This is a genomic window from Catonella massiliensis (genome assembly GCF_016651435.1).
Classification (GTDB): domain Bacteria; phylum Bacillota; class Clostridia; order Lachnospirales; family Lachnospiraceae; genus Catonella; species Catonella massiliensis.
This window is the reverse complement of the sequence record NZ_JAEPRJ010000001.1, coordinates 794,288-820,345: the sequence shown is the minus strand read 5'-3', so window position 1 is coordinate 820,345 and position 26,058 is coordinate 794,288. Positions and strand designations below refer to the sequence as shown.

Genomic DNA, 26,058 nt, shown 5'->3' with positions numbered 1-26,058 from the left:
AAATCTTATTTTTCCATACCGGTTTTTTTGAAGTGTTTTTTTAGAAATGCCATTCCAATGCTGCAACCTATATATGCACCGATAATTCCTACTATTGCCATTACAACAATAATCCAATTTGGCATAACACTAAGCATCTTATCAATGAACTCTTGATCGTATCCTTGTTCTAACATTTGCTTAATATATTCATTTCTCGATATAAAAATTGGAAGCCAATTTCCTAACGTGCAAAGAGGAGCAATTGAAAATGCCAATCTTGCTTTCTTTACATTGGTATATTCTCCTGATTTCAAAATTATTTCAGCAATAATACCGGCGATAACAGCCGTTAATAATGCCCAAGGTCCATGTCCCATAGCAACATATATCAATGCAATCAATAATGATTGAATAAAAATCATTCCTCTTTTTTTAATCTTGGTAGAATATAGCATATTTACAGGTCCTACCAAAACTCCCTGTGCAAATGGGACAACCGGCATTAAAACCGGAACCATTGCTAAAAATGATCCAATCATCATAAATATGAATCCTAATACGGAAAATAATCCTATATTGATTAAATCCTTTACCTCTAATCGTTTGCTCATTTGAAACCTCCTAATTGTTTTAATTTTTCTTTTCTACATCAACAATATAATTTATCATTGTTTCTTTTATATATCGTTTATGCTCGCTATAAGACTTTCTCGCACCTAAAATTTCTGAACTTAATATCAATCCATTGATATAATTCACTAAAAAACCGTCACCAAATATATCTGCTTTAATTCCAAGCTGCTTGGCGATTAAACTCAGCTCATTAGTCGTATTAAGTTTCAATTCTTGATACAACTTTTCCAAATCCTCATTATATTTTTTTGCCTGTAAAAGGAGCGTATATAATCTCATCAAATCTGTATCAGCCAGTGACTTATCAACCAAAATATCACCCATTTTCTGATATTTATCTTTGCCTCGATTATTTTCCAAATACTCATTTATCAAGCTGTTTCTATAATCATTACCATCAAGCATTAAGTCTTTAAGCATTTCATTTGTACTTGCATAATGATGATAAACACCCCCTCTACTCATACCTATCTCTGTAATGACATCTTCCATCGTTGTGCTTTGAAAGCCTTTTGTTAAAAAACATTTTTTTGCAGCTTCTCTAATTTTCTTTTTTTTGATTTGTCCTACTTTTTGTTTTTCTTCCTTCAAAATAAAGACCTCTTTTCTACTCAACCAATAAAAACCGACAATGTCGTCGGTTTTTATTATATACTATATGATAGTTAATGTCAACTAACTATTGTATATCATTTTTGTTTTTTTAATGTTTTTAATATATTCACTTACCGGTATCCCTGTTCTTTTCAAACTCTTTAGCTTTTCCTGTTTTTTCTCCTCTCGCCTTGCCTTATATCTATCCTCATATTCTTTTTGCTTGCCGTTTGCTTTACGTTTCAAGTAGTTTTGATGAAGTTTGTCTTTTCTTTCCCGTTCTTTTTCTTCCTCCTCCCTTAATTTCTGCATTTCTTCTTCGGATAATTCTTCTTTCGGCGGTTCATAGTTGCCGATAAAGTTGAAGTAGATTTCGACTTTCTGATTGGCGGTTTGACTGCCTTTTCGATCTCGTTCGTGGACTAAGATTTTTTCTACAAACTCGTTAATGATGGTCGGTGTCAGTTCGTCAAAGTTATCATAGCGTTCAATCAACCGGATAAACTTTTTGGCTCTGTCGGTTTCTTTTTCGTATCGCTTGATGGCTTTTTCCAACTCATCGATTTCTTTACTAAGTTCCCTTTGCTCGGTTTCATACTGATTATTTAAGATTTCATATCGGTTATTCGGTATCTTCTCCAATATCATATCTTCGTATATTCGACACATTAAGCGTTCCAATTCCTGAAGTCTGTTTTTACTATCTATGAGCCTTGTCCTTTTCTTTTCCATTTCCATTTTTTCGCTTTCTTCCATTTCATTTTGAATGGAATGGAGAAAGGCTTCGTTATCTTCATCAAGGCTTTTCTTAATGTCTTGTAAGGTGCTTTGAATGAGATTTAAGACTGCTTCTGCTTTTATCCTGTGAGCGGATGGACAAAGTGTTCCACAAGGTACTTTTGTGTAGGCACTGCAAGTATAATAAGGGATATTCTTGTAGTTACTTGTTCTATGCACATACATTTTACTTCCACAATCGGCACAATACATCAGTCCTGTAAGGGGATGGTATTCTCCCCAACCATCAGGATACCTTTTTACATTTCCTCTTATCCTTTGAACATTGTCAAATGTTTCTTGGTCTATAATTGGCTCGTGGGTATTTTCAAATATCAACCAGTTATCTTCAGATACGTATTTACTTTTCTTGTCTTTGAAATGTTTTCTTGTTTTGAAATTGACTGTATGCCCTAAGTATTCCTGTTTCTTTAAGATACTTGCAATCGTGGAGCTGCACCAACGATACGGATATTCAAACACTTTGCTTTGATGTAGTCCATATCCCAATTTCTGCTGATGATAGGCGGGTATATCTATCTTGTCGGCTTCTAATATTCTTGCGATGGCATAGGGTCCTTTTCCGTCCATCGTCAGATGGAATATTCTTCGGACAACTTCTGCTGCTTTCTCGTCGATAATCCACTGATTTTTATCGTCCTTGTCTTTGATATATCCATAGGGTGGACTGCTTCCTGTATGCTTTCCGCTTTCGCCTTTGGCTTTGAATGTGGACTTGATTTTCCTTGAGGTATCTCTTGCATACCACTCATTCATAATGTTTCGAAAAGGAGTAAAATCATCGTCTTTGTAAAAGCTGTCTACATTGTCGTTTATGGCAATGAGTCTTACTCCCTTTTGTCTTAATATCTCCATACATTGACCGACTTTGAGGTAATCTCTGCCAAGTCTTGACATATCCTTTACGATGATACAACCGATATTTCCTTGATTAACTCCGTTCATCATTGCCATAAAGCCCGGACGATCAAACTGTGTTCCGCTGATTCCGTCATCGGTAAAATGAATGATGTTCTCCAAATGATTTTTCTTTGCGTATTCTTTCAAAATTTTCTTTTGATTGACGATCGAATTGCTCTCGCCTTGTAGTTCATCATCTCGGCTTAACCTCTCATACAAAGCGGTTATTTTCTCATAATTTCTCACGATTACCTCCTTTCGCTCAAATTCTTCAATAAAAAAAAAGAATTAAGCAAAACATTTTTCACTCAAATAGTGATGAAGTGTTCTTCTTAATTCTATTACTCCGGCTGCCAATTTGTACTTTTTATATTGCTTCACCGCAAAGTGTGTAGGCTCTTTCTTTTCCAATGCTTCAAAGAGTCTGTCTATCGGATTCATATAGGTTTCATCATCTTCTCTGACTTCTGAAGCGTCTATCATATCAAGAAGGGTTGCAAAGTTCTTTTCTTCTCTTGGTGCCTCATAGAAGATATATCCGATAAGGGCTGTATAGTAGAGTTTCTCGGCTTTTACCCAAAAATCCTCACCTGCCTTTTCTCCCTCACCTTTGGTATTTGCAATGATAGTCTGAACAAGTTTTAATATATCTTTCTCAGAACGAATATAGGCAAATGGATTGTATTTCATGCTTTTTTTGAAGTTAATGGTATTTAAAATTTTTATCTCATATCCGTTATCTTCAAGCATTTTGCCACACTCAAGAATGATCGTACCTTTTGGATCGGTAACACAATAGCTGCTGTGCATTTGCATAAGGTTGGGTTTTACAAAAAATCGAGTCTTACCACTTCCTGATCCTCCTATAACAAGTACATTCTTATTCCTTGCATACTTTGGATTAGACGGTCTGCCATTCATAGTTAATCGTTCTGTTTGAGTGAGCAAGATATTGTTTTGAAACTTTTCATCCATGTACGGCTCGATGTCTTTTTTATTTCCCCAGAGAGCGTTTTGTCAAGTACCTTTTTTGATTTATTGACGCTTTTATTTTGAAAAAATAAATAAGAAAAAACAGCAAACCTTTATGATTTACTGCTTCTAAAATTGTTCTATTCAATTAGACAAATTGGGATTTGTCATTTCCATGGACGATTTTTACCAAGCCATCCTTTCTCTTGCCAATATGTCTTATCTCTCTCATTCAATCCCTTTTTTTGAATAATTCTCATAATATTGAATAAAATCCTTGTTTTTATTGAAGGTCTTACCTTTGTATAGTTATTTTTTATTTTATTCGAAAGAGTTGTTGTTTGGCGGTCAACTTTTGATTTTATCTTCTCGTCAACTCTCTTCCAATCTGTTTCCCAAACTGCAATACCTAATTTATAAGTTTTAGCACATCCCCAAAAGAATGTGCTATCTGCCATATCTTTATTAGCTTTTTTCGTTCCTGCCCCAGCAGCTGTTGAAACACAGACAGCTTGTTTTGAAAACATACTTTCACTTGGTCGGTGAACCATCCATCTATAACCATAATGGTCAAGAAATGCTTTCATTGAACCTGTAACATGATATACATATACAGGGCTTGCAAGAATAATTATATCCGACTCGTCTATGGCATTTGTTAAAGGTTGCAACTGTTCGAAATGTGGACACATGACCTCTCCTTTGGTAAAGCAATTCCCACACCCAATACAAAAACAATTGAAATCCTTCGGTAAAAAAAATTCCGATACTTCTCCTCCCAATTTATCTGCAAGTATTCTTGAAACATTATATGTTGAACCTTTATGACTTTGACCATGTATAATAATAATTTTCATATAATCACCCTTACAACTTCTAATTTGTTTCACTTAATATCTTAAATATTATATCATATTTTTACTAAGTTTTACAGCCCTAACTCTTGCTTCTTTACCTTTGTTAATCCTCTCTTTTCTTGCAGTAATTTATCTATACAGCTTCTAACACTTTCAGCCTGTTCCACTTCTTTTCGTATATCTGTGATTTGAGAATATAGAGTATCTTTTTCTTTCCTCAAAGTGCCTATTTCTGATTTCCATTTGGATATATTTATGGTTTTGCTTTCTCCTAAATGCTCTTTCAGATATTTTTTGGCACTTTCAAATAAAATAATCTCTGCGGTATGTTCATTGTAGAAAGTATCTTGTTTGTTTTTCTTTAGCTTGGTATAGGCTTTATAGGTATCTTTATGCTTCAAATATTTCTCGGCGTGGTCGATAAGTTGTACTCTATCATCTATTTTCTTTTCGGTATCTTTAATAGTTCTTGTAGTCTTGTAGTTCTTATCTCTTAAAGTAACTATGTTTTCTTTCAGTTCAGATAAGGAAATGATGTTTTTTTCTTTTAAGAATTGATAGCTTTCGATGTATTGTTCTAAATCTGTATGATGGTTATCTGCATTTTTATGGATAAGATTTTCAAAAACGGATAGCAAATTTTCTTTGTATGGTAGGGTGGATTTGAGATTATCAGTTTCTGCTTTTTCTTCTTTTCCTATTCCCCTTATCCAATTTAACAAGGCTTTTATTCTTAACTTGATTTCCTGTAATAGTCTATTTTGTTTTCTGATTTCTCGATTGATATTTCCTCTGTCGGTGGCTATGCCTTTCTTCTCCATTTGGGTGGCTGATACGCCTAAATGAATGGTAGGTATTTGTTCTATTCCCTGTCTTTGATAGGAACGATGGTCTACTTTTTCCTGTATGTTATTTTCTTCAAGATATTTGTTTGTAATATCTGCCCATGCTTTTCGCCACTCTTCTGCTTTGTCTTGTTCGTTCCAATCTGTTGTATTGATTTTTTTGGTTTTGTAATTGCCGTTTTTGAGTTTTACTTTTTCTCCATTTTCATCAAGGATATATTCTTTTTTTGATTTTGCTCCCCATGTTTTATCTTCATTTAACGGTCGCATGGTAAGTAGGATATGTGCGTGTGGGTTTCCATCTCCTTTATTGTGCAAAGCAATATCGGCACACATACCGACTTTTACAAAATTTTCTTTTACATACTCTCTTACAAGATTTATTTGTTTTTCTCTGTCTAATTCTTTAGGCAAGGCAATTTCTATTTCTCTTGCAAGCTGTGAGTTTTTACTTTTTTCTATTTTCTCGACACTGTTCCATAATGCTCCTCTGTCTGAAAAATCCTGTGGTGCATTTTGTGGTAATAGAATTTCTGCATGTGCTATTCCGCCTTTTCTTGTAAAGTCGTGGACTATGCCGTCGTATTCGTTTTTTATCTTTTCACCACTTCGATAGGCGGAAGCTGCTACTGCACTTTTTCCTTTGCCTCTTGAAATAATCTTTATACAAAGATGGTATATCGCCATAAGAAAAAACCTCCTCTCTTTTTCCGATACGGGTATGGTGGCGATGGATAAGACTTCCTAAAAAAATCGAATAGCTTTTTATCCGATTTCTTTTGGGAAGTACACAAGGGGTAGGAAATTTATTTCCGTAGGGGAGTGTAGCTCCCCTGTATCAGCGTTAGCTGATATGCCCTCTGCTAAGAGCCTTCGGAGAACGCACGCACCTTTTAAGGTGTATATGTGCGCCCTTGTAAACAAGGGACTATTCCTCTGTTTCCGTTACTTCCTCTTGTGTTTCTGTAATTTTGCTTTCGTTTTGTTCTCTTTTTTCTATGATTTTTAAGATTTTTTGATTGACTTCTTCTTTGATGTTTGGGAATGTGATTAGCTGATAAAATTCGTCTTTGGTAAAACTCTTACTTTCGGTAAAGATACTTTCAAAGACTGCTCCTTTTTCATAAAGCCGCCTATCTCTTTTCTTTCTCTCTTCCTGTTTCTGTTGACTGATGAGCTTTTTTCTTTTGTTTTGTAACTGCTTAATTTCTTCTTCTGCCATTAAGATTTTTTCATCTATATTTTTCATTTTCCCTGTCCTTTCCGTTCCGATCTCACTACCTTTAACAGCTTATCTTGAAATGTATCCTTACTGTTTGAGTCAAAATATATCTCTGTTACAAAAGTTTTTCCTCTAATCTTTTTTATCATGATATTGTTAGGTTTTTGGGATATGGTCTGTTCTTTTACTGTCTGTATTTCATCGTTCTGTACTTCTTGTTTTTCTGTCATTCAATCCTCCTTTTACTTGCACAAAAAAAGATTTCCTGTGATTTAGGAAACCTCTTTTCGTATTGATTGATATTTGATTTTAGGTTGTTGCTTGTAGCTTCTTTCTTGCTCTATATTCTCGTGCTTTTATCCGTTCGTACTCTCTAAACTTTTCAAGATTTTTAGCTCGGTATTCTTTGGAATATGCCCTGTGATATGCTCTTGATTTTTCTTTCTTGGCTTCTTCGATTTCTTCTCTCATCTGTATCATTTCCTGTTCTGTCGGCTCTATTTCTTTTGTGAGTTCATTTTCAAATTTTCCGATATAGTTGAAATACACTTCTATTCTCTGAACGGCATATTTTGCTCTTTTGACATCTCGCTCATGCACTACAATTTTACTGATAAATTCATTGATGGCGGTAGGGGTAAGTTCTTCAAAATCTGAGTAGCTTTCTGCAAGCTTGATAAAGTTCTTTGCTCTTTGATTAGCGTTTTCAAATTCAGATAAGCGTTCCTCTATTTCTTCCTGTTCCGCTTTCAAAGTGTAATATTCTTCTGCATACTTCCTTGATAGTAATTCATAGCGTTTTACCTCGATATTTCCCAGTGCATTGTCCTCATACAGCTTATTCATAACTCTTTCTATCTGTTCCATTCTGTCTGTGATTTGAGGGATACGCTTTTGCTGTTTCTTGATTTCTTCTGTCTGCTCTTTAGCAAGACTACTTTTTACCAGCGCTTCAAATTCTTCTTTATTTGCCAATGAATACTGTGCTATCTTTCGCAAAACCTCTGTTAGATTTTCCATCACATCATCGACATCAATACGGTGAGGAGAATTACATTTAGGGTGTTTGGCTTTTCCTTTGGCGTATTCACTGCAATAGGTTACATGCTGTACTTTTCCGTTTTTGTGTATGGTACGAATGTGCATTTTTGTACCGCAATCTTTGCAATACATCAGTCCGGAAAGTGCGTGAATTTCTCCATCTCCGTTTGGTCTTTTTACAGGTGCGTTTTTTAATATCCTTTGTACATTTTCATAGGTACTTCGGTCTATGATTGGCTCATGCACATTTTCTATTATCTGCCACTTCTCTTTATCTACATAATGGTTTCTTTTATCTCTGTAATGTTTTTCGGTCTTGAAGTTGACTACATCGCCACAATACTCCTGCCTTTTCAGTATGTGTGTTAGGGTTGCTTTATTCCAGTTATAGCGGTTTTCTTCATTCAGCTTTCTGCTTTTCGCCGTTCCTCTGTCTTGCTGTTTCATATAAAAGGTTGGGGTTAGTATCTCATTTGTTTTAAGATAAACGGCTATCTGATTGCGGTTTTTCCCCTCCATAAAGAGCGTAAAAATGAGTTTTACGACTTCGGCAGCTTCTTTATCGACTATCCAAAAATCTTTGTTGTTAGGGTCTTTTATATAGCCGTAGGGGGCTTCTGTTGCGACGGGCTTCCCACTTGCTCCTTTGGTCTTAATTCCCGTTTTAACTTTCTTGCTGATGTCCCTTGCGTACCACTCTGACATGATATTGATAAATGGGGCAAATTCCAATGTGTTTTGGTCTTGGCTGTCTATACCGTTGTTGATGGCAATAAAGCGTACATTGTTTCTTCTAAATATCTCCATAGCGTTTCCCACTTGGAGATAATCTCGTCCCCACCTTGTCATATCTTTCATAATGACAATTCCGATTTTGCCTTGCTCTACATCGCTTATCATCTGTGTATAAGCTGAACGGTCAAAGAACCTACCGCTTTCATCATCGTCGATATAATGGCGAATGTTTATCAGCTTTTTATCTCTTGCATACCTTTCTAAAAATGCTTTTTGATTGACAATACTATTACTCTCGCCACCATCTCTATCTTCATCACCAACTGAAAGGCGGGAGTATAGTGCTGTGATTTTGTTTGTGTATTCTATCATGGCATTATCCTCCTTTTCTCGTGTCTATATATCACTCCTGTTCAGTTAATATTATGCAACCCATCTTGCCGAGCCGTACTCTTTTCCTTGTCTAAACTTCTTGGCGTTTTTACCTTTGGTATAGACAATAAATTTAATTAAGGCTGCTACTCCAACTCCTACCAGTATATCAATAAGATGTATGCTTGGGATAAAACTCATCGTATTAAGCTCAAGTATTCCTTGAAATATCCTGTCTATTACATCTCCGCCGGTATAGCTTCTCACATGATAGGAGAAAATATTCCCAATATAGAAAAATGCAAGATAGGGAATGTTTTGCTTTGCAAACTTTACCTTATCTTGCACCTTAAATAAGCCTTTGATGTCCTTTAATATTTTATCTATCATAGGCTCTGCTCCTTTTGTTTATTCTTGATTTTATCTTTAGAAACAGAGTTTTTAGCCATCTCCTTAAACTTCTCAATATTCTTATGAATGAACTCCTTCCTTTCCGTTTTCTTTTCTGATTCTGAAAGGGCATGCTTAAATGCTTTGTCCATAACCTTCATATCTTTAGCTTGAAAGAATACTGAGTATTTCCCACTTTCCTTATCTTTCATGACTGAAAACTTTACCCCATACCGATTAAGTTCCTTTTTGAGTTCCTTAAGTTCTGCTTCTTCAACTGGAATTTCTTCAAGCTGCCCCTTTTTAACCATATCTTTTAGCTTTACTTCATTTCCGTTAGTATTAACCAGCTTTTCAAGTCCTCCAAGTTTTTCTGCTTCTTTCATCAATTTCTTTAACAAGTTCAGAATTAGCTTTCCTGTTACTTTAGCAGCTCTAACTTCCATATTCAGTGTTTTTCTTGCTATTTCTTCATTGATCAACTTCTCTCACCTCCATTCAGCAGTCTGTCCTTATTCCGATTCAGTTTGTCCTTTTGAATAACCTTTCTAAAATCTTCTCCTACAACCATAACAGGAATACACATCTCTATGATTCTTGAGTAGATTCTTTGATACTCTACGCTATCCTTACAATTTTGGATTGTGTCGTAGGAAAGGTTAGTAGTGAAGATAGTCGGTTTCTGTTTTAAGTACCTGTTATTCACGATGTTATATACTTGCTCTTTGGCATAGCTTGTATCTCTTTCTATTCCTAAGTCATCCAAGATAAGAACGGAAGTATTTACAAGGGATTCAATATATGCGTTTTTATCAAGGTCAAATCCTCCTTTTTGCAGTTCGTTGATTATCTGTGAAAAGTTTCTAATCTTAACGCTTATCTGATACTGTTCAATCAGTGCATTGGCAATGGAGCAGGCAAGATAGGTCTTTCCGCTTCCAACTGTTCCATAGAACAGAAGTCCGATATTTTCCTTTTTCATCAATTCATAATCTTTTACAAAATTCTTTGCGATGATAAGGCTCTGATTTTCTTTCCCCTGATAGTTTTCAAAGGTATATGCCCACTGAATAATGGATGTGAAGCAGCTACTTTTTAATCTCTCGATTTCAAGTTGCTTCTGTCTTTCTTTTTCTTTTGCTTCTCTATCTCTATCGCATTTACAAGCAGTCTTAAATATCATCTGCTTTCCGAAAAACTCTAATCCTTTCCCGTCTTTTCTTTCATGGCACACTTTACAGTAGGCGTGTCCGTCTTTGATGTATTCTTTTTCAGGATCAAAACTATATTCAACATCTTCTATCATCACTTTTTCTAATTCCTTATTCATAGATGCTCTCCTTTGTTATATTCCTCCCATGTAGGGATATTGGATATTTTCTTACTTCCCTGATCTTTATAAAACCAAGAAAGAATTGTTGCTTTATGGTCTTTATATGTCTTTCCGGTACTTTGAAGATAGGTTGATAACCTCTCAATGTAGTTATCAAGCTCTCCTGCCATTTTTATTTGTAATTCTCCTATATCTCCATCCTTTAAAAAGACATTTTGAAATGTTCCAAGTCCGTTTTCCCCAAAACTATATTCTCTCTTACTATACTTACTCTTATTATTCTCTATATAGTTAGAGTCAACATTTTGAACTTCCTGAAGTTCATTTTCTTTACTTCTGAGGTTAAAATCTTTTACTTCTGAAGTTAAGTTTTTTGACTTCAAGAGGTCATTTTCTTTTACCGCTATTATGCTCATAAAGTCTTTGACATAAATGATGTTCGGCTTACCAAGTCCAAGTCTTACTCTTTCAATCAGCCCTATCCCTTTTTTGCTGTCTAACTCATCTAATGTTTTTATGGCAGTAGGCTTTGAGATATTTCTTCTTTTCATAATTTCCTCGACTGTGAAATAGATAAATACTCTGCCTTCCTTGTCTATCCAGTTATTCTTAAATGACATTCCTGTTCGTTTCAAAAGCATGGAATAAAGGATAATTGCTTCAGCAGACAATCCCTTAAATTCTTCTCCGTCTACCAATATTTCAGGTACTTTTAGAAAGTTAAATCTTTCTGCTTCTCTGTTATAGAAATAGTCAAAGTCCATCGCTTCACCTCCCTCCTTAAAAATTGGCAAAGAAAAAGACGATAGTTTTTTATCTATCGCCTTTGGTAACCATTTGTATGAATTTTTTTAGATTGATTTTATTGCTTCGTTGATTTCCTGAAGGAACGCTATAACAGCTGCTCCGACCATCGGTATTCCATAAGGACTTAACAAAAATCCTAATACCAATGCTTCTATTCCGATGGCAACTTCTTTTTGCATAAAAGATGCAATTGCTCCAAATATGCAAAACATCATCAGCAAGTATAGTAGGGCTGTTCCGATACCAAGTAGGAATGTCAGAAATGCTGTAAGGATACTCAACACCAAGCTAATTGGAAACAAGATTATTTTTATTATCCATCTCATCATTTAGTAGTCCTCACTTTCTAAAGCATACTTTGTATCTCCACACACCATATCAATGCAAACATTCACATCTATATAATTTTTTAGGACTTTTTTTCGTCCACCTTCGCCATCTTCTACAAATACATAATGCTTGTAAAACTGCTTAAAATGCAGGATTTTCACGATTTCGCTCTTTGTATCAACGCTATGCACTCCACATGCAAAGTTTCCGGGAACATATCACATAGACAGACCTTCTTCACCCTATACCCTGCCTTCTCAAACTCAGGGATGTCCCTTACAAGGCTGGTTGGCTTGCAGGCTATGTAAACTATATCTCTAACTCCGTAAGATAATACCCTCTTAAGCGCCTTAGGAGATACGCCATCTCTAGGAGGGTCAAGGATGATAAAGTCAGGCTTTTCCTTCACTTCATCAAGCACCTTAAATACATCGCCTGCCAAAAACTCCGTATTAGTAAGTCCGTTTAACTTGGCGTTTTCATTGGCTGAGGTTACAGCCTCTTCCACTATTTCTATACCTATTACCTTCTTTGCCACAGGAGAAATTATCTGTCCTATGGTACCGGTTCCGCTATAGAGGTCATATACCACATTTCCCTCATTGTTACCTACATACTCCCTTACCTTGCTGTAGAGCACCTCTGCGCCGAGAGAATTGGTCTGGAAAAATGAAAATGTAGTTATCTTAAACTTAAGACCCAGAAGCTCCTCATTTATATAGTCCCTGCCGAAGAGAATTTCCTGTCTCTCTGCCTTCACATCATCTGAAACTTCATCATTTACAAGATGGATGATTCCAGTTATTTCTCCTTCTAAGCTGACTTTTTTAAGCTTCTCCACCATCTCTGCTAGGATATCCTTCTCTTCTTCGCTCTGTTCTCCCTTTTCATACACTGCATTAGGAGAAGCTAGGAATTCCTTTAGGCTGTCCATTTCCATGGCTGTCTTTTCTGCCTTTGTTATAAAGTCAGAAGAAGTTTCAAGTGCTACCAGAATCTCTCCTGTCTTAGATGCCCTTCTTACAAGCAAATGCCTGAGATACCCTCTGTGCATTGCCTTATTGTAAAATGAGATTTCTGCTTCATTAAAATGCTCGAATACACATCTTAATATTCTATTAAAATCATCATTTACTATCTTGCAGTCATCTGTGAATAAAATATCGTGAAAATGCCCACGCTTGTGAAGACCAAGTGACATTGGCCCTCCCTTATAGCTGTCCCCAAAGGCATACTCCATCTTATTTCTGGTTTCCCACTCTGTAGGGCTTCCAAGAATTTCCTCATACTCATATTCGCTGCTAATTACCCTGTCAAGCATCTTCTTTACCTGAGAGCTCTTTAGTTTAAGCTGCTCCTCATAAGGCAGGGTATGATATGAACAGCCTCCGCAAAGTCCATAGTTCTTACAGGCAGGCTCCCTGGTCTCTGTAGGTGCTTTTTCTAAAACTTCTTCTATACGGGCCTCGTACCTGTCATTTCTTCTTCTCCCAACCCTGTATCTAACCTTCTGTCCTTCGATTCCGCCCTTAAGTACAACCTTTCTCTCATCATCTGAAAGAAATATAATTCCCTTGTCAGGAAAATCCACATAACTTACTATACCCTCGTTAATCTCACCTTTTTTCAATTCTTTTTCCTCTTATCTAATCAAAATAATATTGGTGTCAAAAGTATTTGGCACCCATTAATGCGTTCCCCTACAGCTTCAATTCTCAGGGAGACTGCAAAATTATCTGTCAGTAACTCAATCATTTTACAAAATTTTAGCCTTCAAATTTACACAGTGCAATCTCCTGTAACCCTCTATCATACAGAGAAGTCAGACAGAGACTGCCGTTAATATTATGCAGTTTATGCTTTGACATCCCTTTTGGAAAACCTATGTCAAAGTATTCTCCATTACTTAGGGAAAATACTCTTTGTTTCCCTTTCCACTCATCGCTCTTAAATAATGGCGTCAATATCACATAGTCAGAGTCTGTAAATACACCGTTTACACCGCCTTTTTTCTCTGACCTTTTCAAGTTGTCAGATTCAATATACTTTTTGATTACCTTTCCCTTGTCTGATATCTTAGCAATTGCATAGTAGTCTAAGCCCCATTTATTGACAGATGTTGTGCTTTCTCCTGAAGTAAAGGCATAGATTTCATTATTAAGTATTTTCAAGGAGTCGATTTTAGGCATTTCTTCATTACTTTCATCATGATTGGTAAATCCCTGTTTATCAATTTCCAAAAAGCTCTTCCACTTGGCTGACTTTGCCTTAAAATCAATATCTAACAAAGCAAAACATCTTGATAAATCATAATATACCTTATTCTCAAAGCAAACCGGTATGAGAGTGCTGTCAGATACGACCTGAAAATACCTCTGCTCTGCCTTTTCAGGCACAACCTTTCCTGAAAATAAGGAGCCATTTTTAATTGGTATGACCAAAGGAGAAGAGAAATCTACGGTGTAGTACAAAAGCTCATTCTCAGGCTTTATTATGCCAAATCCTTCTCCGTACTTAAAAAACACAGGATAATTTCTCCTGCTATCTGTATAATCAAAGGCAGCAACCTTTCTAATACCCTGTGATGAAAGCTCAAGAACACTGTATTTACGATAGTTTTCAGCCTCAGATGTAAGTACCAATGCCCTTCCATCGCTTAATATTCCACAACTATGGACAAAGGTATATTCACCGTTTGTATCCCATTTTTCTATAAGATTTAGTTTTAGTTTCTCCATTACCTCACTCCCATTAACTCTCACACATTTTCATTACTTACATATATATGTTGGCATCAAAGCAACGTCCTATACAGCCTCCATTATGCCATAAGAATAAAATTCATTCAATTATGCTTCAAGAAAATCGTCCATTAGCAAAAAGTCTCTGATTCCAACGTAGAAAATTCCATACTCATCGTATCTTGGCACTATATTATCTCTGACAATAATAATTTTCTTAAAAGAATCGTCAATTCGTTTTAGAGAGTTTCTTTCCTGTTCTTTCTTCTCCTCACTGTTTATAGCAAAAGCTGATTGAATATAATATCTGAGATTTCCTCTGTTAATAATAAAATCAACCTCTAATTGTACTCTTGTTGTTTTTCCCTCCACATTTGGAAAATATTCCACAACACCCACATCAACATTAAATCCTCTTCTTAACAAGTCATTGTAAATGATATTTTCCATAATATGCGTTTCTTCAACTTGTCTAAAATTCAATCTTGCATTTCTAAGACCAATATCAGCAAAATAGTATTTAAGTGGTGTAGAAAAGTATTTTGAACCTTTAATATCGTATCTTTTAGCAGCATACAAAACATAGGCTTCTTCAAAATATGTTAAATACTTTGAAATAGTATTATTTGATATATTTATCTTTTTTTCCGAAGCATATCTATTAGATAGCTTAAGTGGATTTGTAAGTGAGCCTACTGCTGATGATACAAAATCTAGTAAAACTTCTAATACTTCCTCACTATTTTTTATCTGCTTTCGATCTATGATATCCTTAATATATGTTTCCTCAAATAATCCTTTCAAATATCTGCTCTTTTCTTCAAAGGTGTCCATTTCTAGTACAAATGGCATTCCACCGCAAAGTACATAATCTTCCCATGCTTTATCTTTATCCTCGTAACAGCTACTCATCTCAGCAAACGATAAAGGATAAACATGTATTTCATCTCCCCTATCTCTAAATTGTGTCAAAATATCTTTAGAAAGCATTTTTGAATTACTTCCGGTAACATATATATCAAGATTTTTTCGTTTCATAAGTGAAAGTAATGCATCAACAAAAGTAATCTTTTCATCATCATCATCAATATATGGATTTTTTACCGACCTTGAAAATTGTATCTCGTCAATAAAAATATAATATCTTTTATCACTAGTTATCTTATTTTTTATATATTCATTGAGCTTAAACGGATCTCTATACCCACTATTTTCGATATCATCGAGAGCCATTTCAATAATTTGGTTTTCAGCTATACAATTTTTCAATAAATAATTCTTGTATAGTTCAAACAACAAATATGACTTACCACACCTTCTGATACCTGTGATGATTTTAATTCTTCCGTTATCCTTTTTCTTAATTAGTTCATCTAAATATTGCTTTCTTTCTATAATCATATCCCACACCTCTTTTCTACGAATAATTTATATATTTTGCCACGTTTTTTATTTGTATATATTTTATCACAGTTAAAGAGTAATCGCAATCATAAGGAATAATTTTCGTGGCATAATATGTTTTTTATTCCATCTTATAGTTTTGATCTTTGATATCTCTTTTTTCTCCATTACCTCACTCCCATTAACTCTCACACATTTTCATTACTTACATATACATATTGACATCAAAGCAACGTCCTATACAGCCTTCATTATGCCATAAGAATTAAATTCGTTAAATATCAGGGTGAATTTATTACTCTTTACTTTGCCCTTGTAAAGTGCTAAAATTACCTTGTATCATGGTTAAACCAAGTAATGTAAACCTAAGCTTGTATTTATGATATTTATTAGAAGCTTTTATGATATCATTATGACTTTTGGAGAAAAGAGATGAAGGATAAACTAAGAACTCCTGCTATGGACTACTTCTTTGATGCAGTCCTCACACTTAAAAGCAGGGAAGAATGTTATAATTTTTTTGAAGATGTCTGCACCATAAATGAGCTCTTTACCATATCTCAGAGACTTATGGTTGCTAAGATGCTTACTGAGGGAAAGACATATATAGAAATATCAGAGGTGACAGGAGCTTCCACCGCAACCATAAGCCGTGTTAACCGTTCACTTGAGTATGGTAATGACGGCTACAATATTGCTATGGAGAGGATAGAGGCTGAAACTGTAAAGGAATAATCTCGCTAGTGTCTTCAAACGAAAAGCCGGCAAACCAAGAAAAATGCATATGTACATTAAGTTATACTTAAACTATACCCAACATCTGCATTTTCTTGTCACCGGCTTTTTCATTATATATTCTGCTTTCTAGCACATTTCAATAAATCATCCACATCTTTTATTTCGTCAAATCATAAGGTGTGTTCTGGTAGATATAATAGTTCACCCAGTTAGTATAAAGCGTATTGGCGTGTGCCCTCCATGACAGAACCGGCTTCTTTGCAGGATTGTCTTCAGGATAATAATTCTTAGGAAGCTCGATAGGAAGCCCCTTAGACTTATCCCTCTTGTATTCCGCATCAAGTGTCATTCTGTCATACTCAGGATGCCCCATTACAAAGATGCGTTTTCCGTCCTTCGTCATAAAGAGAAATACCCCTGCTTCTTCTGACTCTGCAAGTATCACAAGGTCATCATTCTTTACTATGTCCTCTCTCTTAACCCCTGTATGCCTTGAGTGTGGAGCGTAAAAATAATCGTCAAACCCTCTTATTAGAGGCTCTTTCCTGTTATAAACCTTGTGTGGATATATACCAAAAAGCTTGTCCTCAAACTGGTACTTATCAGCTCCATAATAATGGTACATTCCTGCCATTGCAGCCCAACACAGATGAAGAGTTGAGGTCACATGAGTCTTTGCCCAGTCCATAATCTCACAGATTTCTTTCCAGTAGGCAACCTCCTCATAGGCTAAGGTTTCAACCGGAGCCCCTGTAATTATTAGACCGTCATATTTTTTATTCTCAATCTCTGAAAATGTCACATAAAACTCGTCCAAATGGCTTGTTGGGGTATTTTTCCCTACATAGCTTTCAGTTGTTAAAAATGTAACATTTACCTGAAGAGGAGTATTGGAAAGAGCCCTCATCAGCTGAACTTCCGTATCCTCCTTAAGAGGCATCAGATTTAGTATAAGGATTTTGAGCGGGCGGATATCCTGAGACATAGCCCTGTTTTCATCCATTATAAATATATTTTCATCTTCCAGTATCTTCTTTGCCGGAAAATTATTTTTTACCTTAATCGGCATTACTACCTCCTACAAGCTCCAAAAACTCGTTCTCGCTTATAATCTTGATTCCAAGTTCCTTTGCCTTTTTGTTCTTACCTGAGTTAGATGTAAGGTCATTATTTATAAGATAATCAGTCTTACCGGTAACCGAGCCAGTTACCTTTCCGCCCTTACTCTCAATAAAGTCAGACAGCTCTCTACGGTTCTTGAACTTCTCCACATCACCTGTAACTACAAAGGTAAGTCCCGAAATCGTATTACTGCCTTCACTGCTGCCCTCATCATTCGCATTTGCTTCGGCATTTTCAATATGCACCTCTAGGAGAAGATGTTCCAAAGTCCTAAGGTTCTCATCCTTATTAAAATAATCTGCAAATACTCCTGCCATAACCTCACCAACTCCGTCTATCTGAGTAAGCTCATCAGGCTTTGCCTTTGTTATCCTCTCTATATCATTATCAAAGAATCTGCATATTAGCTTAGCTGTGGCAAGTCCTATATTGGCTATTCCAAGGCTGTAAAGCACTCTTACCGCAGTAGTTTCTCTTGCCTTGTCTATACTCTCTATGAGGTTGTTGTAAGATTTCTCGCCAAATCCCTCTAATGAAACTATCTTTTCTCTATGACCACTAAGCTTAAATACATCACTTAGCTCATGTATCATATTTTCTCCTACAAACTTCTCCAAGGTCATCTCAGAAAGTCCTGCTATATTCATAGCATCCCTGCTTACAAAATGTGTAAGGAGCTTTATCTTCTTCGCCATACAGTCAGGATTGGTACAGTAGAGCGTCTGTACTCCTTCCTCATCCTTAAGCTCAGTCTTTCCTCCACATACAGGGCAGAACTCAGGTACCTCTTCAGCATCACTTCCAGTTAGGTTTTCTAATATCTGTGGAATTATCATATTGGCTTTATATACCTTAATCTTGTCTCCCACGCCAAGCTTTAGCCCTCTCATTATACTTACATTGTGTACGCTGGCCCTCGTAACTGTGGTGCCTTCAAGCTCAACAGGGTCAAAGATGGCTACAGGATTGATGAGGCCTGTTCTAGATGCAGACCACTCTATCTCACGAAGAATGGTTTCAGCAGTCTCATCCTTCCACTTAAATGCTATGGAATGTCTGGGAAACTTTGCAGTTTTTCCAAGACTGTTGCCGTATGCTATATCGTTAAACTGCAGAACCAGGCCGTCAGATGGGATATCATAGCTTTTTATTCTCTTTTCATAAGTCCTTACCTCTGCTTCGATGCTGTCTCTGGTTACAAGAGGATGGTCAACTACAGTAAAACCAAGACTTTCAAGGTAATTAAGCTCTTCCACCCTTGTCTTAAACTTCTCTCCGCCCTCTAAGTCTTCGTATACAATGAAATTTATATTTCTACTTGCAGTAACCTCTGTAGATAACTGCCTAACTGAGCCACTGCAGAGATTTCTTGGATTCTTATATTTTTCAGCTACATCAGTGATTTCATCATTTATCCTATTAAAGTCCGAATACTTGATTATAGCCTCTCCACGCACCATGAGGCTCCCTTTATATGGGATTACGAGAGGGATATTTTCAAAAAACCTTGCATTTTCGGTAACAACCTCTCCTATTTCTCCGTTACCTCTTGTTAGAGCCTCGACAAGCTCACCATTTTCATAGGTTAGAACTATGGTTAACCCGTCTAACTTCCACATAAGTATCCCCTCTTTATCACCTAAAAAAGATTCCAGTTCAGCCACTTCCTTAGTTTTGGCAAGAGAAAGCCTTGGCTCCTTATGAGCTTTCTTTGGAAGGGAGCTAAGTACCTCATAACCCACCTTTTTTGTAAGGCTTCCTGCGAGCACTATGCCCGTTTCTTTTTCAAGATTCTCAAGTTCGTCATAGAGCTCATCATACTCGGCATTGCTCATAATCTCTGCACTGTCAGCATAATAAGCCTTTGCTGCCTTATCAAGTATTTCTATCAGCTCTTTCATCCTCTGCTTTTTAGCATTTATATCCATATCTACCTCAATTCCTTTACAAGCTCATTATATTCTTCTTCGGTAACATTTCTGTATGTACCGGGCTTTAAATTGCCAAGCTTTATATTCATTATCCTTATTCTTTTTAGTTTCACTACCCTGTAGTCAAAATACTCGCACATCCTTCTTATCTGCCTGTTAAGGCCCTGTGTAAGAATGATATTAAATGACGTCTTACCTGTACGCCTTAGCTTACATTTTCTGGTTATAGTGTCAAGAATAGGTACTCCTTCTGACATTTTTTTAAGAAATTCATCGTCAAATGGCTTATCTACTTCTACTTCGTATTCCTTTTCGTGGTAGTTTCTCGCCTTCATTATCCTGTTAGAAAGATCTCCGTCATTGCTAAGAAGAATGAGTCCTTCTGAGTCCTTATCAAGCCTACCCACAGGGAAAATCCGCTCAGGATGGTTGATGTATTCTACTATATTTACATCCTTTGATTTTGGATCCTTTGTAGTGCAGACTATACCTCTTGGCTTATTGAAAGCTATAAGGACTTTTTTTGCACTTCTCACGATTATGTTCTCATCTACCTGAACTTCATCACCTTCGCTTACTACAGAGCCTAAGAGGGCATGGCTTCCATTTATCGACACCCTGCCCTCTTTGATTAGCTTGTCTGCCTCTCTTCTGGAGCAAACACCAGCTTCACTTAAATATTTATTTATCCTAATTGATTCCATAATCACCTATGCTATCCGAACCATAATTACTTCTTTTTACTCTTCTTACTTTTTGTGTTCTTTTTGCTGCTTTCTGACTTTTTACCTGACTTTTCTTTCTTCTGCTTGGTACTCTTTGCATCATCCTTACCGTCTGATACTTTTATCTCTTCATTACTTCCTGCTTCTCTATTCTGTAGCTTAGAAAAGAAGTCAGCAAGCTTATTATCACTTTTAATTTCGCGTGCAAACTGGGTGTTTACATCTGAAAGCAGTGCACTCACATCATCTCTTTTGATATCAGCATCAATGATTTTTTGAACTTCATCAGGTAAAGGTGATAAGATTATCTTATAATCACCACCCTCATCAGCTCTTACATAAAAGCCGTCAATACTGGAAGCCGTGGTATCTATGCCCTTTATCTTAATTTCAGTCTTCGCATAGACCATCTTTGCATTCTCCTCAGGGCCATCTATAGTGTAGCAATCATCCAGCTTGATACTTTCAAAGTTTTTCATTATCTTAGGCAGTTCTTCTATGCCTGCATAGTTTACATTGTCAACCAGCTTTGATATTTCAGCCTTATCTACCTTAAGCCTGGCCTCAAGATACTCCTCTACCAGCTTATTTACCTCAGGATAAGCATTTTTCATAAGTATGCTGATACCCGCTGCATTATTACTGCTATCTGTTTCTTTTGCCTTATCATTTGCTGCAGAAGATGTTGATACACTGCTATCCGTCTTTGAAGTACTTCCAGACAAGCCATTGCTTCCGGTTGTATGAGAGGACTCATTATCTACTACTGATGTAGTATCCTTTACAACGGTATGTGCACTTTCTGTGCCTGTAGCTACAGATTTTTTAGTGGTAAAAACCACCATGCCAAGCAGCATAACCGAAAAGCTGGCACTTATGATTATCTTTTTATATTTAAAACGCATAATTAACCTCACTTAAGCCAAAATCGTACCCTATCATTATACTATTTTTGAGTATTTAATTCAAGGAATCATACAAAGACTGCTTAAGTTTCTACTTCTTTTTTCCAAAAAACTCAGCTAAAGGGTTGATTGTCTTAGCTGTTTCAAGTATATTTCCCTGTTCATTTTCAAGAAATTCCCTGAATTCATCAAGTTCTTCGTCTGAAAATCCTACGTTCTTGATAAAAACCAAACCCGGTATAATTGCCTCAGCCTCTCTCTTATCCTCTTCATCTATAAAGCTTATAAATATCTTCTGCCTTCCATCCTGCTTTATTACAGGAGAAACAACCACTTTTATATTATCCATATATCCTCCAAGACTAATCATATTACATTTGCAATTATATCATATTTATATTACAATTAGATATAAAACTCGTGCAAAATTCGTGGTTGCCAAACCATAGTATACACTGTATAATGGACTTAAATATAGAATGTTTCAGAGAGGGATGTAGCCGTATGACAATGAATATTTCTGTTTTAGGGAAATTCAGCATTGAATATAACGGAAAGACAGTATCAGATGATATTAATCGTTCCAAAAAGATGTGGAATCTTCTTGCTTTTATTGTTATGAATCATAATTCTGCGATTACTCAGTCCAGATTTATTGATTCATTATGGTCAGATGACAACAATAACCCTGTGAATGCTCTTAAGACTCAGCTTTTTCGTACTAGGGAAATGCTTAAGCCACTTGGACTTGAAGGTGAGGGATGTATTCTTTCAAGCAGAGGGGCGTATTCGTGGAACCCCGAGTTCGAGATAGTTCTAGACTGTGAGTTATTTGAAGGGCTTATTCAGGATGCGGAAAATGCATCACTCTCGAGAGAAGAAAAGATAAGCAGGTATATGGAAGCCCTAAAGCTGTATCAGGGGGATTTCATACCTAAGCTGGCAGGAGAGGTTTGGACCATTCCTATAAGTGCAAGGTATCACAGCATGTACCTTGAGGCTGTGAAAAGCCTTTGTGAGCTATTAGAAGAAAACAATGATTTTGATGCAATTATAAAGGTAATTCATAAAGCTATAGAAATAGACAACCTTGATGAAAAGCTTCACTGCCTGCTTATACTTGCATATATAAGGTGTGACCGCTACAAGGATGCTCTTGACCACTATGATAATGCTACTAATATGCTTTATAGATGCCTTGGTGTCAATCCATCAGACGAGCTTAGAACACTTTACAGCCAGATAATGGATACGCAAAAGGCTATGGAGACCGACCTTGCTATAATCCAAGAGCAGCTCATGGAGAATTCTTCAGATGAAGGAGCATTCTTTTGCGAATATGGTTATTTTGTAAAAACTTATCAGTTAACCAAGAGGAGACTTGAGCGTCTAGGTCTTTCTACCTATCTCTGCCTCTTAACCCTTCAGGCAGACAGCGCCAAGGCACTTGACTTTGCTAAGCTTGATGACTATATGTCAAAGGTTCTCGGCATACTTAAGATAAGTCTTAGAACCGGTGATGTCGTATCCAAATACAGTGGAGCGCAGTACATCCTCATGTTATCCTGTGTGAATTTTGAAAATGCTGATATAGTTATGAACAGAATTCTTGCAAGATACAAAAAGAGGCATAGAACAGATAGAGTTACACTTTCCTACAAGATTAAAGAGATATAGACAGGTGTTTATCCGGTTTAGTATTTATATTAGATCAAAATATCAGCCCTTAGATATGGCGGTGGTACCTTAAAGGTTTACTCCCACTGTATCTAAGGGCTTTTTTAGAATCTAAGTATTGTCTCGGTTGCTGATGTCAGCTTATCTGCAATACAAACAATAACAGCCTCCCTACACTTAGGAAGCTTTGTTACTGTAAGAGGCCACATGTGGCTCCTAATTATATTCTCTTCCTTTTCGCCTATTCCAAAATCACGCTTTGCATTTGCGGCAGCGTAACTAGGGTGCATAAAGCCATGCAGCTTGAAAAATTCCTTTAGATTTTTGAATTTGGCTTTCTTTTTATGCCAATCGTATAAAAAGTAGTCGTGTAAAAATGCTCCTCTTATCAGTGCCTTCTCATCTGACTTAAGCTTGAACATCTTGTTAATTCTATAACTCATTGCTGCCACCCTAAAGCAGTGGTCATAGGTAGTTATCTTACCGTGCTGGATAAAGGTCCTCATTCTAAGCACATGCTCGTGCTCATTTATCCCTTCAAGGAGTCTTGTTACCTCAGCCTTTATGACTTCATTATTTTTCATCGCTAATCTTCCTTTTATTTCCCACTACCGGCAACAAGCCGATAGTTTCCTTGACTCTGCCTGCTATTTGAGCTGCTCCATTTGACCTGAACTGTTTCATACTTCTTAGAGCATGCTGCTGAGCTTTACTCATCGTAGACGTATATTCTTTTACCTTGTCAGATGTAAGCTTCTCGTACGCTTCCCACTTTTCTGTAATAAACTGTCTCTTTTCCTCAATCACCTGATAAGAGGCTTCCATTCTGCGGTCAAATTCTGCACCCATTTCCTCCATTTTCTTAACAAGCTCTGTAAGTCCTGATACGGTAAGTGCCAAATCCGCACCAAGTACAGCAATCAATAACATTGCTATTCCTTCTATCACAAGCGGAGGAACATCTACAAACAGTCCAAACACAGCAGGAGATATATATTTTACCACAAATATACCTGCTATTCCAAATCCAATTGATGCAGGGAGGCAGATTCTACCCTGTATGTTAAACGGAACCTCACTATAGTCCCACCATACTGCGTGAAACAGCTTTTCAAGCACATAAGAAGTCACAAACTCAATCACCGCACTACCCAACATACTTATAAGAAATATCTGCCACAGCTTTGCTTCGCCATTCTTAAATATCTCATTAAATACCAGAGTGGCAACTACTGCCCCTGTTCCATATATCGGACAAATAGGCCCAAATAAGAACCCCCTATTGTCCCAATGATGAGTACGTATGGTACAATATATACTCTCATATATCCAGCCCATAAAACTAAATATAATAAAACATATAAAATATAAACCTAACGCCATCTATCCCTCCTATTATGGTTTACCTACAAAGCCTCTTAGATCACTCTGATTTCTATTGGCAAATTCAATTCCTATAATAGGGTTACCGCTCTTGTCAAAGCCATTAAATGTGTAACCCGAAATTATTTCAACATGATATACATTTCTATATCTTCCATTGTTTACAAAGCCTTCCATAAAGAAAAGGTCGCCCGGTTCAAACATCATATTCCTTATATTCGCATCCGAAAGTCCGCCTTCTACTATCTTTTTGTTCTGGTCATAGTACTTTCCCATTGCTGCTGCAGTCGGAGCGTAATTGGTACTCATTATGTTAAAGCCAAACTTATTATACGCCCTCCACGCAAGTGCGCTGCAATCATAATAACCCTCTTCCATTCTCCTTGACTGGCTGTATTTACTTCTTAAAGAATAAGCTCTGGCCCATTCTACCACATTTTTACGAAGTTCTGAAGTCACAGATACTACACATCCAAAAGTCTTGCCGTTAACCTTAGCAGTCACCAAAGTATTTCCCTTTGATTTTCCTACTATCCTTCCACTAGAATCAACTTCTGCAATGGCTGGATTTGCTGAACTCCATACAGTATTCCCAGTTCCCTCACCTCTGATTCTAAGCTGGTGGGAGCCTCCCTCAGCCAATACTATCGAAGTAGATGACATTTCATTATCGATAATATTTACATCCAAATTGAACTTTTTACCATTGATATCTACTGTAAGTGTACTAACTCCCGGATTGTAAACATCTATTGAAAGCACGTTTTTTTCAAGATAGGCTGCAACCTTCATATTTGGGTTTGAACTGACAACACTCACGTTAGCATTGGTAGTCTCACTAAGTTCGACCCTGCTGTTGACATCTACTTTGAAGCTGGTGACTTCATTGTCAAATTCACCTATTTTAGTCCTTTTAGCTACAAGCCTATTCTGTGTAAGTGTTACTGAGGAAACGTCCGCAAGAGTCTTTTGTACTGATGAAGGTGTTGCCACAATAGTGTTATTTACAATGGTACTGTTGCTATTGGTGCTATTCCCGCTGTTGTTATTGGTACTATTCCCACTGTTATTATTACTATTATTATTGCCTTTACCGATGTTAGTATTATTGTTGTCAGCATTGCCCTGCCCGCCATTGTTTCCGACACTCGAGCTTGGCTTTTTATCCGAAACAATATTTACTTTTTTAACAACTTTTTTCTCTATAATAAGCTTATACTCTGCCATAAAAAACAGGTTTCCCTGCCTATCCATGCCTGATATGGCTACAGAAGCAAGTCCCTTTTTATTAACCCAGTATTTTCCATTGCCAAACTGAAAAAGGTTCTTTCCATTTTCAGGTGAATAATAAAAATACGACTTTTTCCCTTTTTTGTATTTATCCTGAGGAACAAAAGTTATAAAATCATCCTCTTTTATTCGTATTTCCTTAGAATCATCATTGTTTACCTTTATTACTCTATTTGCTGCCATAGCTGAAACTTCGGTATAACTATTTATAGCTGTAAAAAATATAAATGCTAATGATAGTTTTACAGCCAATTTAATCATTTTATGCATCTGATATCCCTTTCATAATGCTTATAATCTGTTGCGAAGTTAAGTTTCAATACCCATCCTT

25 protein-coding genes and 2 pseudogenes are annotated in these 26,058 nt (G+C 36.5%); 2 read left to right on the top strand and 25 right to left on the bottom strand.

Annotated features, from left to right (window positions below):
• Positions 1–5: 5 nt before the first annotated feature.
• The 17 genes and pseudogenes from JJN12_RS03645 to JJN12_RS03565 form a co-directional block, all read right to left on the bottom strand.
• The gene (locus JJN12_RS03645) at positions 6–593 is read right to left on the bottom strand and encodes an MptD family putative ECF transporter S component (protein WP_009525612.1); all 588 of its coding nucleotides are present in this window, start codon (positions 591–593) and stop codon (positions 6–8) included.
• 19 nt (positions 594–612) lie between these two features.
• Entirely contained in the window at positions 613–1,206 is a 594-nt protein-coding gene (locus JJN12_RS03640; protein ID WP_026624318.1) for a TetR/AcrR family transcriptional regulator, read from the bottom strand.
• An 84-nt stretch (positions 1,207–1,290) separates the two neighbouring features.
• A complete protein-coding gene (locus JJN12_RS03635) occupies positions 1,291–3,153 on the bottom strand; it encodes a DUF4368 domain-containing protein (protein ID WP_208428411.1) in 1,863 nt (620 codons plus the stop codon).
• Positions 3,154–3,195: 42 nt separating this feature from the next.
• Positions 3,196–3,921: pseudogene (locus tag JJN12_RS03630) on the bottom strand (VirD4-like conjugal transfer protein, CD1115 family); the annotation flags it as partial.
• A 125-nt stretch (positions 3,922–4,046) separates the two neighbouring features.
• Positions 4,047–4,736 carry a flavodoxin family protein gene (locus tag JJN12_RS03625; protein ID WP_154478297.1) on the bottom strand — a complete coding sequence of 230 codons (690 nt, stop codon included), beginning with the start codon at positions 4,734–4,736 and terminating at the stop codon, positions 4,047–4,049.
• Between the two features lie 71 nt (positions 4,737–4,807).
• Positions 4,808–6,268: a MobQ family relaxase gene (gene mobQ / locus JJN12_RS03620; protein WP_208428409.1), complete on the bottom strand. Its 1,461-nt coding sequence runs from the start codon at positions 6,266–6,268 to the stop codon at positions 4,808–4,810.
• 241 nt (positions 6,269–6,509) lie between these two features.
• On the bottom strand, positions 6,510–6,830 hold the full coding sequence (locus tag JJN12_RS03615) for a DUF3847 domain-containing protein (RefSeq protein ID WP_208428408.1): 321 nt from the start codon (positions 6,828–6,830) through the stop codon (positions 6,510–6,512).
• A complete protein-coding gene (locus JJN12_RS14110) occupies positions 6,827–7,033 on the bottom strand; it encodes a transposon-encoded TnpW family protein (RefSeq protein WP_236013679.1) in 207 nt (68 codons plus the stop codon). The genes JJN12_RS03615 and JJN12_RS14110 overlap by 4 nt, the downstream gene beginning before the upstream one ends.
• A 79-nt stretch (positions 7,034–7,112) precedes the next feature.
• Complete coding sequence (locus tag JJN12_RS03605; RefSeq protein ID WP_208428407.1) at positions 7,113–8,951, bottom strand: recombinase family protein; 1,839 nt, start codon at positions 8,949–8,951, stop codon at positions 7,113–7,115.
• A 60-nt stretch (positions 8,952–9,011) separates the two neighbouring features.
• Positions 9,012–9,341, bottom strand: a pseudogene (locus tag JJN12_RS03600) (VirD4-like conjugal transfer protein, CD1115 family); the annotation flags it as partial.
• Positions 9,338–9,823 (bottom strand): PcfB family protein, encoded by a 486-nt coding sequence (locus tag JJN12_RS03595; protein ID WP_117281196.1) that lies wholly within the window; start codon positions 9,821–9,823, stop codon positions 9,338–9,340. The gene JJN12_RS03595 and the pseudogene JJN12_RS03600, both read right to left, overlap by 4 nt.
• A complete protein-coding gene (locus JJN12_RS03590; RefSeq protein ID WP_208428405.1) occupies positions 9,820–10,671 on the bottom strand; it encodes an ATP-binding protein in 852 nt (283 codons plus the stop codon). The genes JJN12_RS03595 and JJN12_RS03590 overlap by 4 nt, the downstream gene beginning before the upstream one ends.
• Positions 10,668–11,438: a replication initiator protein A gene (locus JJN12_RS03585; RefSeq protein ID WP_009537707.1), complete on the bottom strand. Its 771-nt coding sequence runs from the start codon at positions 11,436–11,438 to the stop codon at positions 10,668–10,670. The genes JJN12_RS03590 and JJN12_RS03585 overlap by 4 nt, the downstream gene beginning before the upstream one ends.
• Before the next feature lie 87 nt (positions 11,439–11,525).
• Positions 11,526–11,810, bottom strand: coding sequence for a CD1845 family protein (locus JJN12_RS03580; protein ID WP_009537708.1), 285 nt, complete (start codon positions 11,808–11,810; stop codon positions 11,526–11,528).
• Between the two features lie 158 nt (positions 11,811–11,968).
• On the bottom strand, positions 11,969–13,441 hold the full coding sequence (locus JJN12_RS03575) for a class I SAM-dependent RNA methyltransferase (RefSeq protein WP_208428404.1): 1,473 nt from the start codon (positions 13,439–13,441) through the stop codon (positions 11,969–11,971).
• A 136-nt stretch (positions 13,442–13,577) separates the two neighbouring features.
• Complete coding sequence (locus JJN12_RS03570) at positions 13,578–14,549, bottom strand: hypothetical protein (protein WP_208428403.1); 972 nt, start codon at positions 14,547–14,549, stop codon at positions 13,578–13,580.
• A gap of 111 nt (positions 14,550–14,660) precedes the next feature.
• Positions 14,661–15,953 carry an ATP-binding protein gene (locus JJN12_RS03565; RefSeq protein ID WP_208428402.1) on the bottom strand — a complete coding sequence of 431 codons (1,293 nt, stop codon included), beginning with the start codon at positions 15,951–15,953 and terminating at the stop codon, positions 14,661–14,663.
• A 435-nt stretch (positions 15,954–16,388) separates the two neighbouring features.
• Between JJN12_RS03565 and JJN12_RS03560 the strand changes: the two genes are divergently transcribed.
• Entirely contained in the window at positions 16,389–16,691 is a 303-nt protein-coding gene (locus JJN12_RS03560; RefSeq protein WP_208428401.1) for a YerC/YecD family TrpR-related protein, read from the top strand.
• Positions 16,692–16,851: 160 nt separating this feature from the next.
• Here the strand turns inward: JJN12_RS03560 and metA are convergent, their stop codons facing one another.
• The 5 genes from metA to JJN12_RS03535 form a co-directional block, all read right to left on the bottom strand.
• Complete coding sequence (gene metA / locus JJN12_RS03555) at positions 16,852–17,763, bottom strand: homoserine O-acetyltransferase MetA (protein WP_208428400.1); 912 nt, start codon at positions 17,761–17,763, stop codon at positions 16,852–16,854.
• Complete coding sequence (ligA, locus tag JJN12_RS03550; RefSeq protein WP_208430309.1) at positions 17,753–19,738, bottom strand: NAD-dependent DNA ligase LigA; 1,986 nt, start codon at positions 19,736–19,738, stop codon at positions 17,753–17,755. Before ligA ends, metA begins: the two co-directional genes overlap by 11 nt.
• Before the next feature lie 8 nt (positions 19,739–19,746).
• Positions 19,747–20,451: a pseudouridine synthase gene (locus JJN12_RS03545; RefSeq protein ID WP_208428399.1), complete on the bottom strand. Its 705-nt coding sequence runs from the start codon at positions 20,449–20,451 to the stop codon at positions 19,747–19,749.
• 26 nt (positions 20,452–20,477) lie between these two features.
• Entirely contained in the window at positions 20,478–21,377 is a 900-nt protein-coding gene (locus JJN12_RS03540; protein WP_208428398.1) for a hypothetical protein, read from the bottom strand.
• Between the two features lie 91 nt (positions 21,378–21,468).
• A complete protein-coding gene (locus JJN12_RS03535) occupies positions 21,469–21,726 on the bottom strand; it encodes a hypothetical protein (RefSeq protein ID WP_208428397.1) in 258 nt (85 codons plus the stop codon).
• A 155-nt stretch (positions 21,727–21,881) separates the two neighbouring features.
• On the opposite strand from JJN12_RS03535, the gene JJN12_RS03530 reads away from it, so the two are divergent.
• The gene (locus JJN12_RS03530) at positions 21,882–23,054 is read left to right on the top strand and encodes a BTAD domain-containing putative transcriptional regulator (RefSeq protein ID WP_208428396.1); all 1,173 of its coding nucleotides are present in this window, start codon (positions 21,882–21,884) and stop codon (positions 23,052–23,054) included.
• Positions 23,055–23,158: 104 nt separating this feature from the next.
• Here the strand turns inward: JJN12_RS03530 and JJN12_RS03525 are convergent, their stop codons facing one another.
• The 3 genes from JJN12_RS03525 to JJN12_RS03515 are packed head-to-tail and all read right to left on the bottom strand — an operon-like array spanning position 23,159 to position 25,997.
• Positions 23,159–23,638 (bottom strand): HD domain-containing protein, encoded by a 480-nt coding sequence (locus JJN12_RS03525; RefSeq protein ID WP_208428395.1) that lies wholly within the window; start codon positions 23,636–23,638, stop codon positions 23,159–23,161.
• Complete coding sequence (locus tag JJN12_RS03520) at positions 23,628–24,437, bottom strand: putative ABC transporter permease (RefSeq protein WP_208428394.1); 810 nt, start codon at positions 24,435–24,437, stop codon at positions 23,628–23,630. The genes JJN12_RS03525 and JJN12_RS03520 overlap by 11 nt, the downstream gene beginning before the upstream one ends.
• A gap of 12 nt (positions 24,438–24,449) precedes the next feature.
• Positions 24,450–25,997 carry an Ig-like domain-containing protein gene (locus JJN12_RS03515; RefSeq protein ID WP_208428393.1) on the bottom strand — a complete coding sequence of 516 codons (1,548 nt, stop codon included), beginning with the start codon at positions 25,995–25,997 and terminating at the stop codon, positions 24,450–24,452.
• Positions 25,998–26,058 lie beyond the last annotated feature (61 nt).

What these genes read in the sequence shown, in the direction of transcription:
- JJN12_RS03645 (WP_009525612.1), bottom strand. Translation starts at nt 593, where the DNA reads ATGAGCAAACGATTAGAGGTAAAGGATTTAATCAATATAGGATTATTT.
- JJN12_RS03625 (WP_154478297.1), bottom strand. Translation starts at nt 4,736, where the DNA reads ATGAAAATTATTATTATACATGGTCAAAGTCATAAAGGTTCAACATAT.
- mobQ (WP_208428409.1), bottom strand. Translation starts at nt 6,268, where the DNA reads ATGGCGATATACCATCTTTGTATAAAGATTATTTCAAGAGGCAAAGGA.
- JJN12_RS03615 (WP_208428408.1), bottom strand. Translation starts at nt 6,830, where the DNA reads ATGAAAAATATAGATGAAAAAATCTTAATGGCAGAAGAAGAAATTAAG.
- JJN12_RS14110 (WP_236013679.1), bottom strand. Translation starts at nt 7,033, where the DNA reads ATGACAGAAAAACAAGAAGTACAGAACGATGAAATACAGACAGTAAAA.
- JJN12_RS03605 (WP_208428407.1), bottom strand. Translation starts at nt 8,951, where the DNA reads ATGATAGAATACACAAACAAAATCACAGCACTATACTCCCGCCTTTCA.
- JJN12_RS03590 (WP_208428405.1), bottom strand. Translation starts at nt 10,671, where the DNA reads ATGAATAAGGAATTAGAAAAAGTGATGATAGAAGATGTTGAATATAGT.
- JJN12_RS03585 (WP_009537707.1), bottom strand. Translation starts at nt 11,438, where the DNA reads ATGGACTTTGACTATTTCTATAACAGAGAAGCAGAAAGATTTAACTTT.
- JJN12_RS03580 (WP_009537708.1), bottom strand. Translation starts at nt 11,810, where the DNA reads ATGATGAGATGGATAATAAAAATAATCTTGTTTCCAATTAGCTTGGTG.
- JJN12_RS03570 (WP_208428403.1), bottom strand. Translation starts at nt 14,549, where the DNA reads ATGGAGAAACTAAAACTAAATCTTATAGAAAAATGGGATACAAACGGT.
- JJN12_RS03565 (WP_208428402.1), bottom strand. Translation starts at nt 15,953, where the DNA reads ATGATTATAGAAAGAAAGCAATATTTAGATGAACTAATTAAGAAAAAG.
- JJN12_RS03560 (WP_208428401.1), top strand. Translation starts at nt 16,389, where the DNA reads ATGAAGGATAAACTAAGAACTCCTGCTATGGACTACTTCTTTGATGCA.
- metA (WP_208428400.1), bottom strand. Translation starts at nt 17,763, where the DNA reads ATGCCGATTAAGGTAAAAAATAATTTTCCGGCAAAGAAGATACTGGAA.
- JJN12_RS03545 (WP_208428399.1), bottom strand. Translation starts at nt 20,451, where the DNA reads ATGGAATCAATTAGGATAAATAAATATTTAAGTGAAGCTGGTGTTTGC.
- JJN12_RS03540 (WP_208428398.1), bottom strand. Translation starts at nt 21,377, where the DNA reads ATGCGTTTTAAATATAAAAAGATAATCATAAGTGCCAGCTTTTCGGTT.
- JJN12_RS03535 (WP_208428397.1), bottom strand. Translation starts at nt 21,726, where the DNA reads ATGGATAATATAAAAGTGGTTGTTTCTCCTGTAATAAAGCAGGATGGA.
- JJN12_RS03530 (WP_208428396.1), top strand. Translation starts at nt 21,882, where the DNA reads ATGACAATGAATATTTCTGTTTTAGGGAAATTCAGCATTGAATATAAC.
- JJN12_RS03525 (WP_208428395.1), bottom strand. Translation starts at nt 23,638, where the DNA reads ATGAAAAATAATGAAGTCATAAAGGCTGAGGTAACAAGACTCCTTGAA.
- JJN12_RS03520 (WP_208428394.1), bottom strand. Translation starts at nt 24,437, where the DNA reads ATGGCGTTAGGTTTATATTTTATATGTTTTATTATATTTAGTTTTATG.
- JJN12_RS03515 (WP_208428393.1), bottom strand. Translation starts at nt 25,997, where the DNA reads ATGCATAAAATGATTAAATTGGCTGTAAAACTATCATTAGCATTTATA.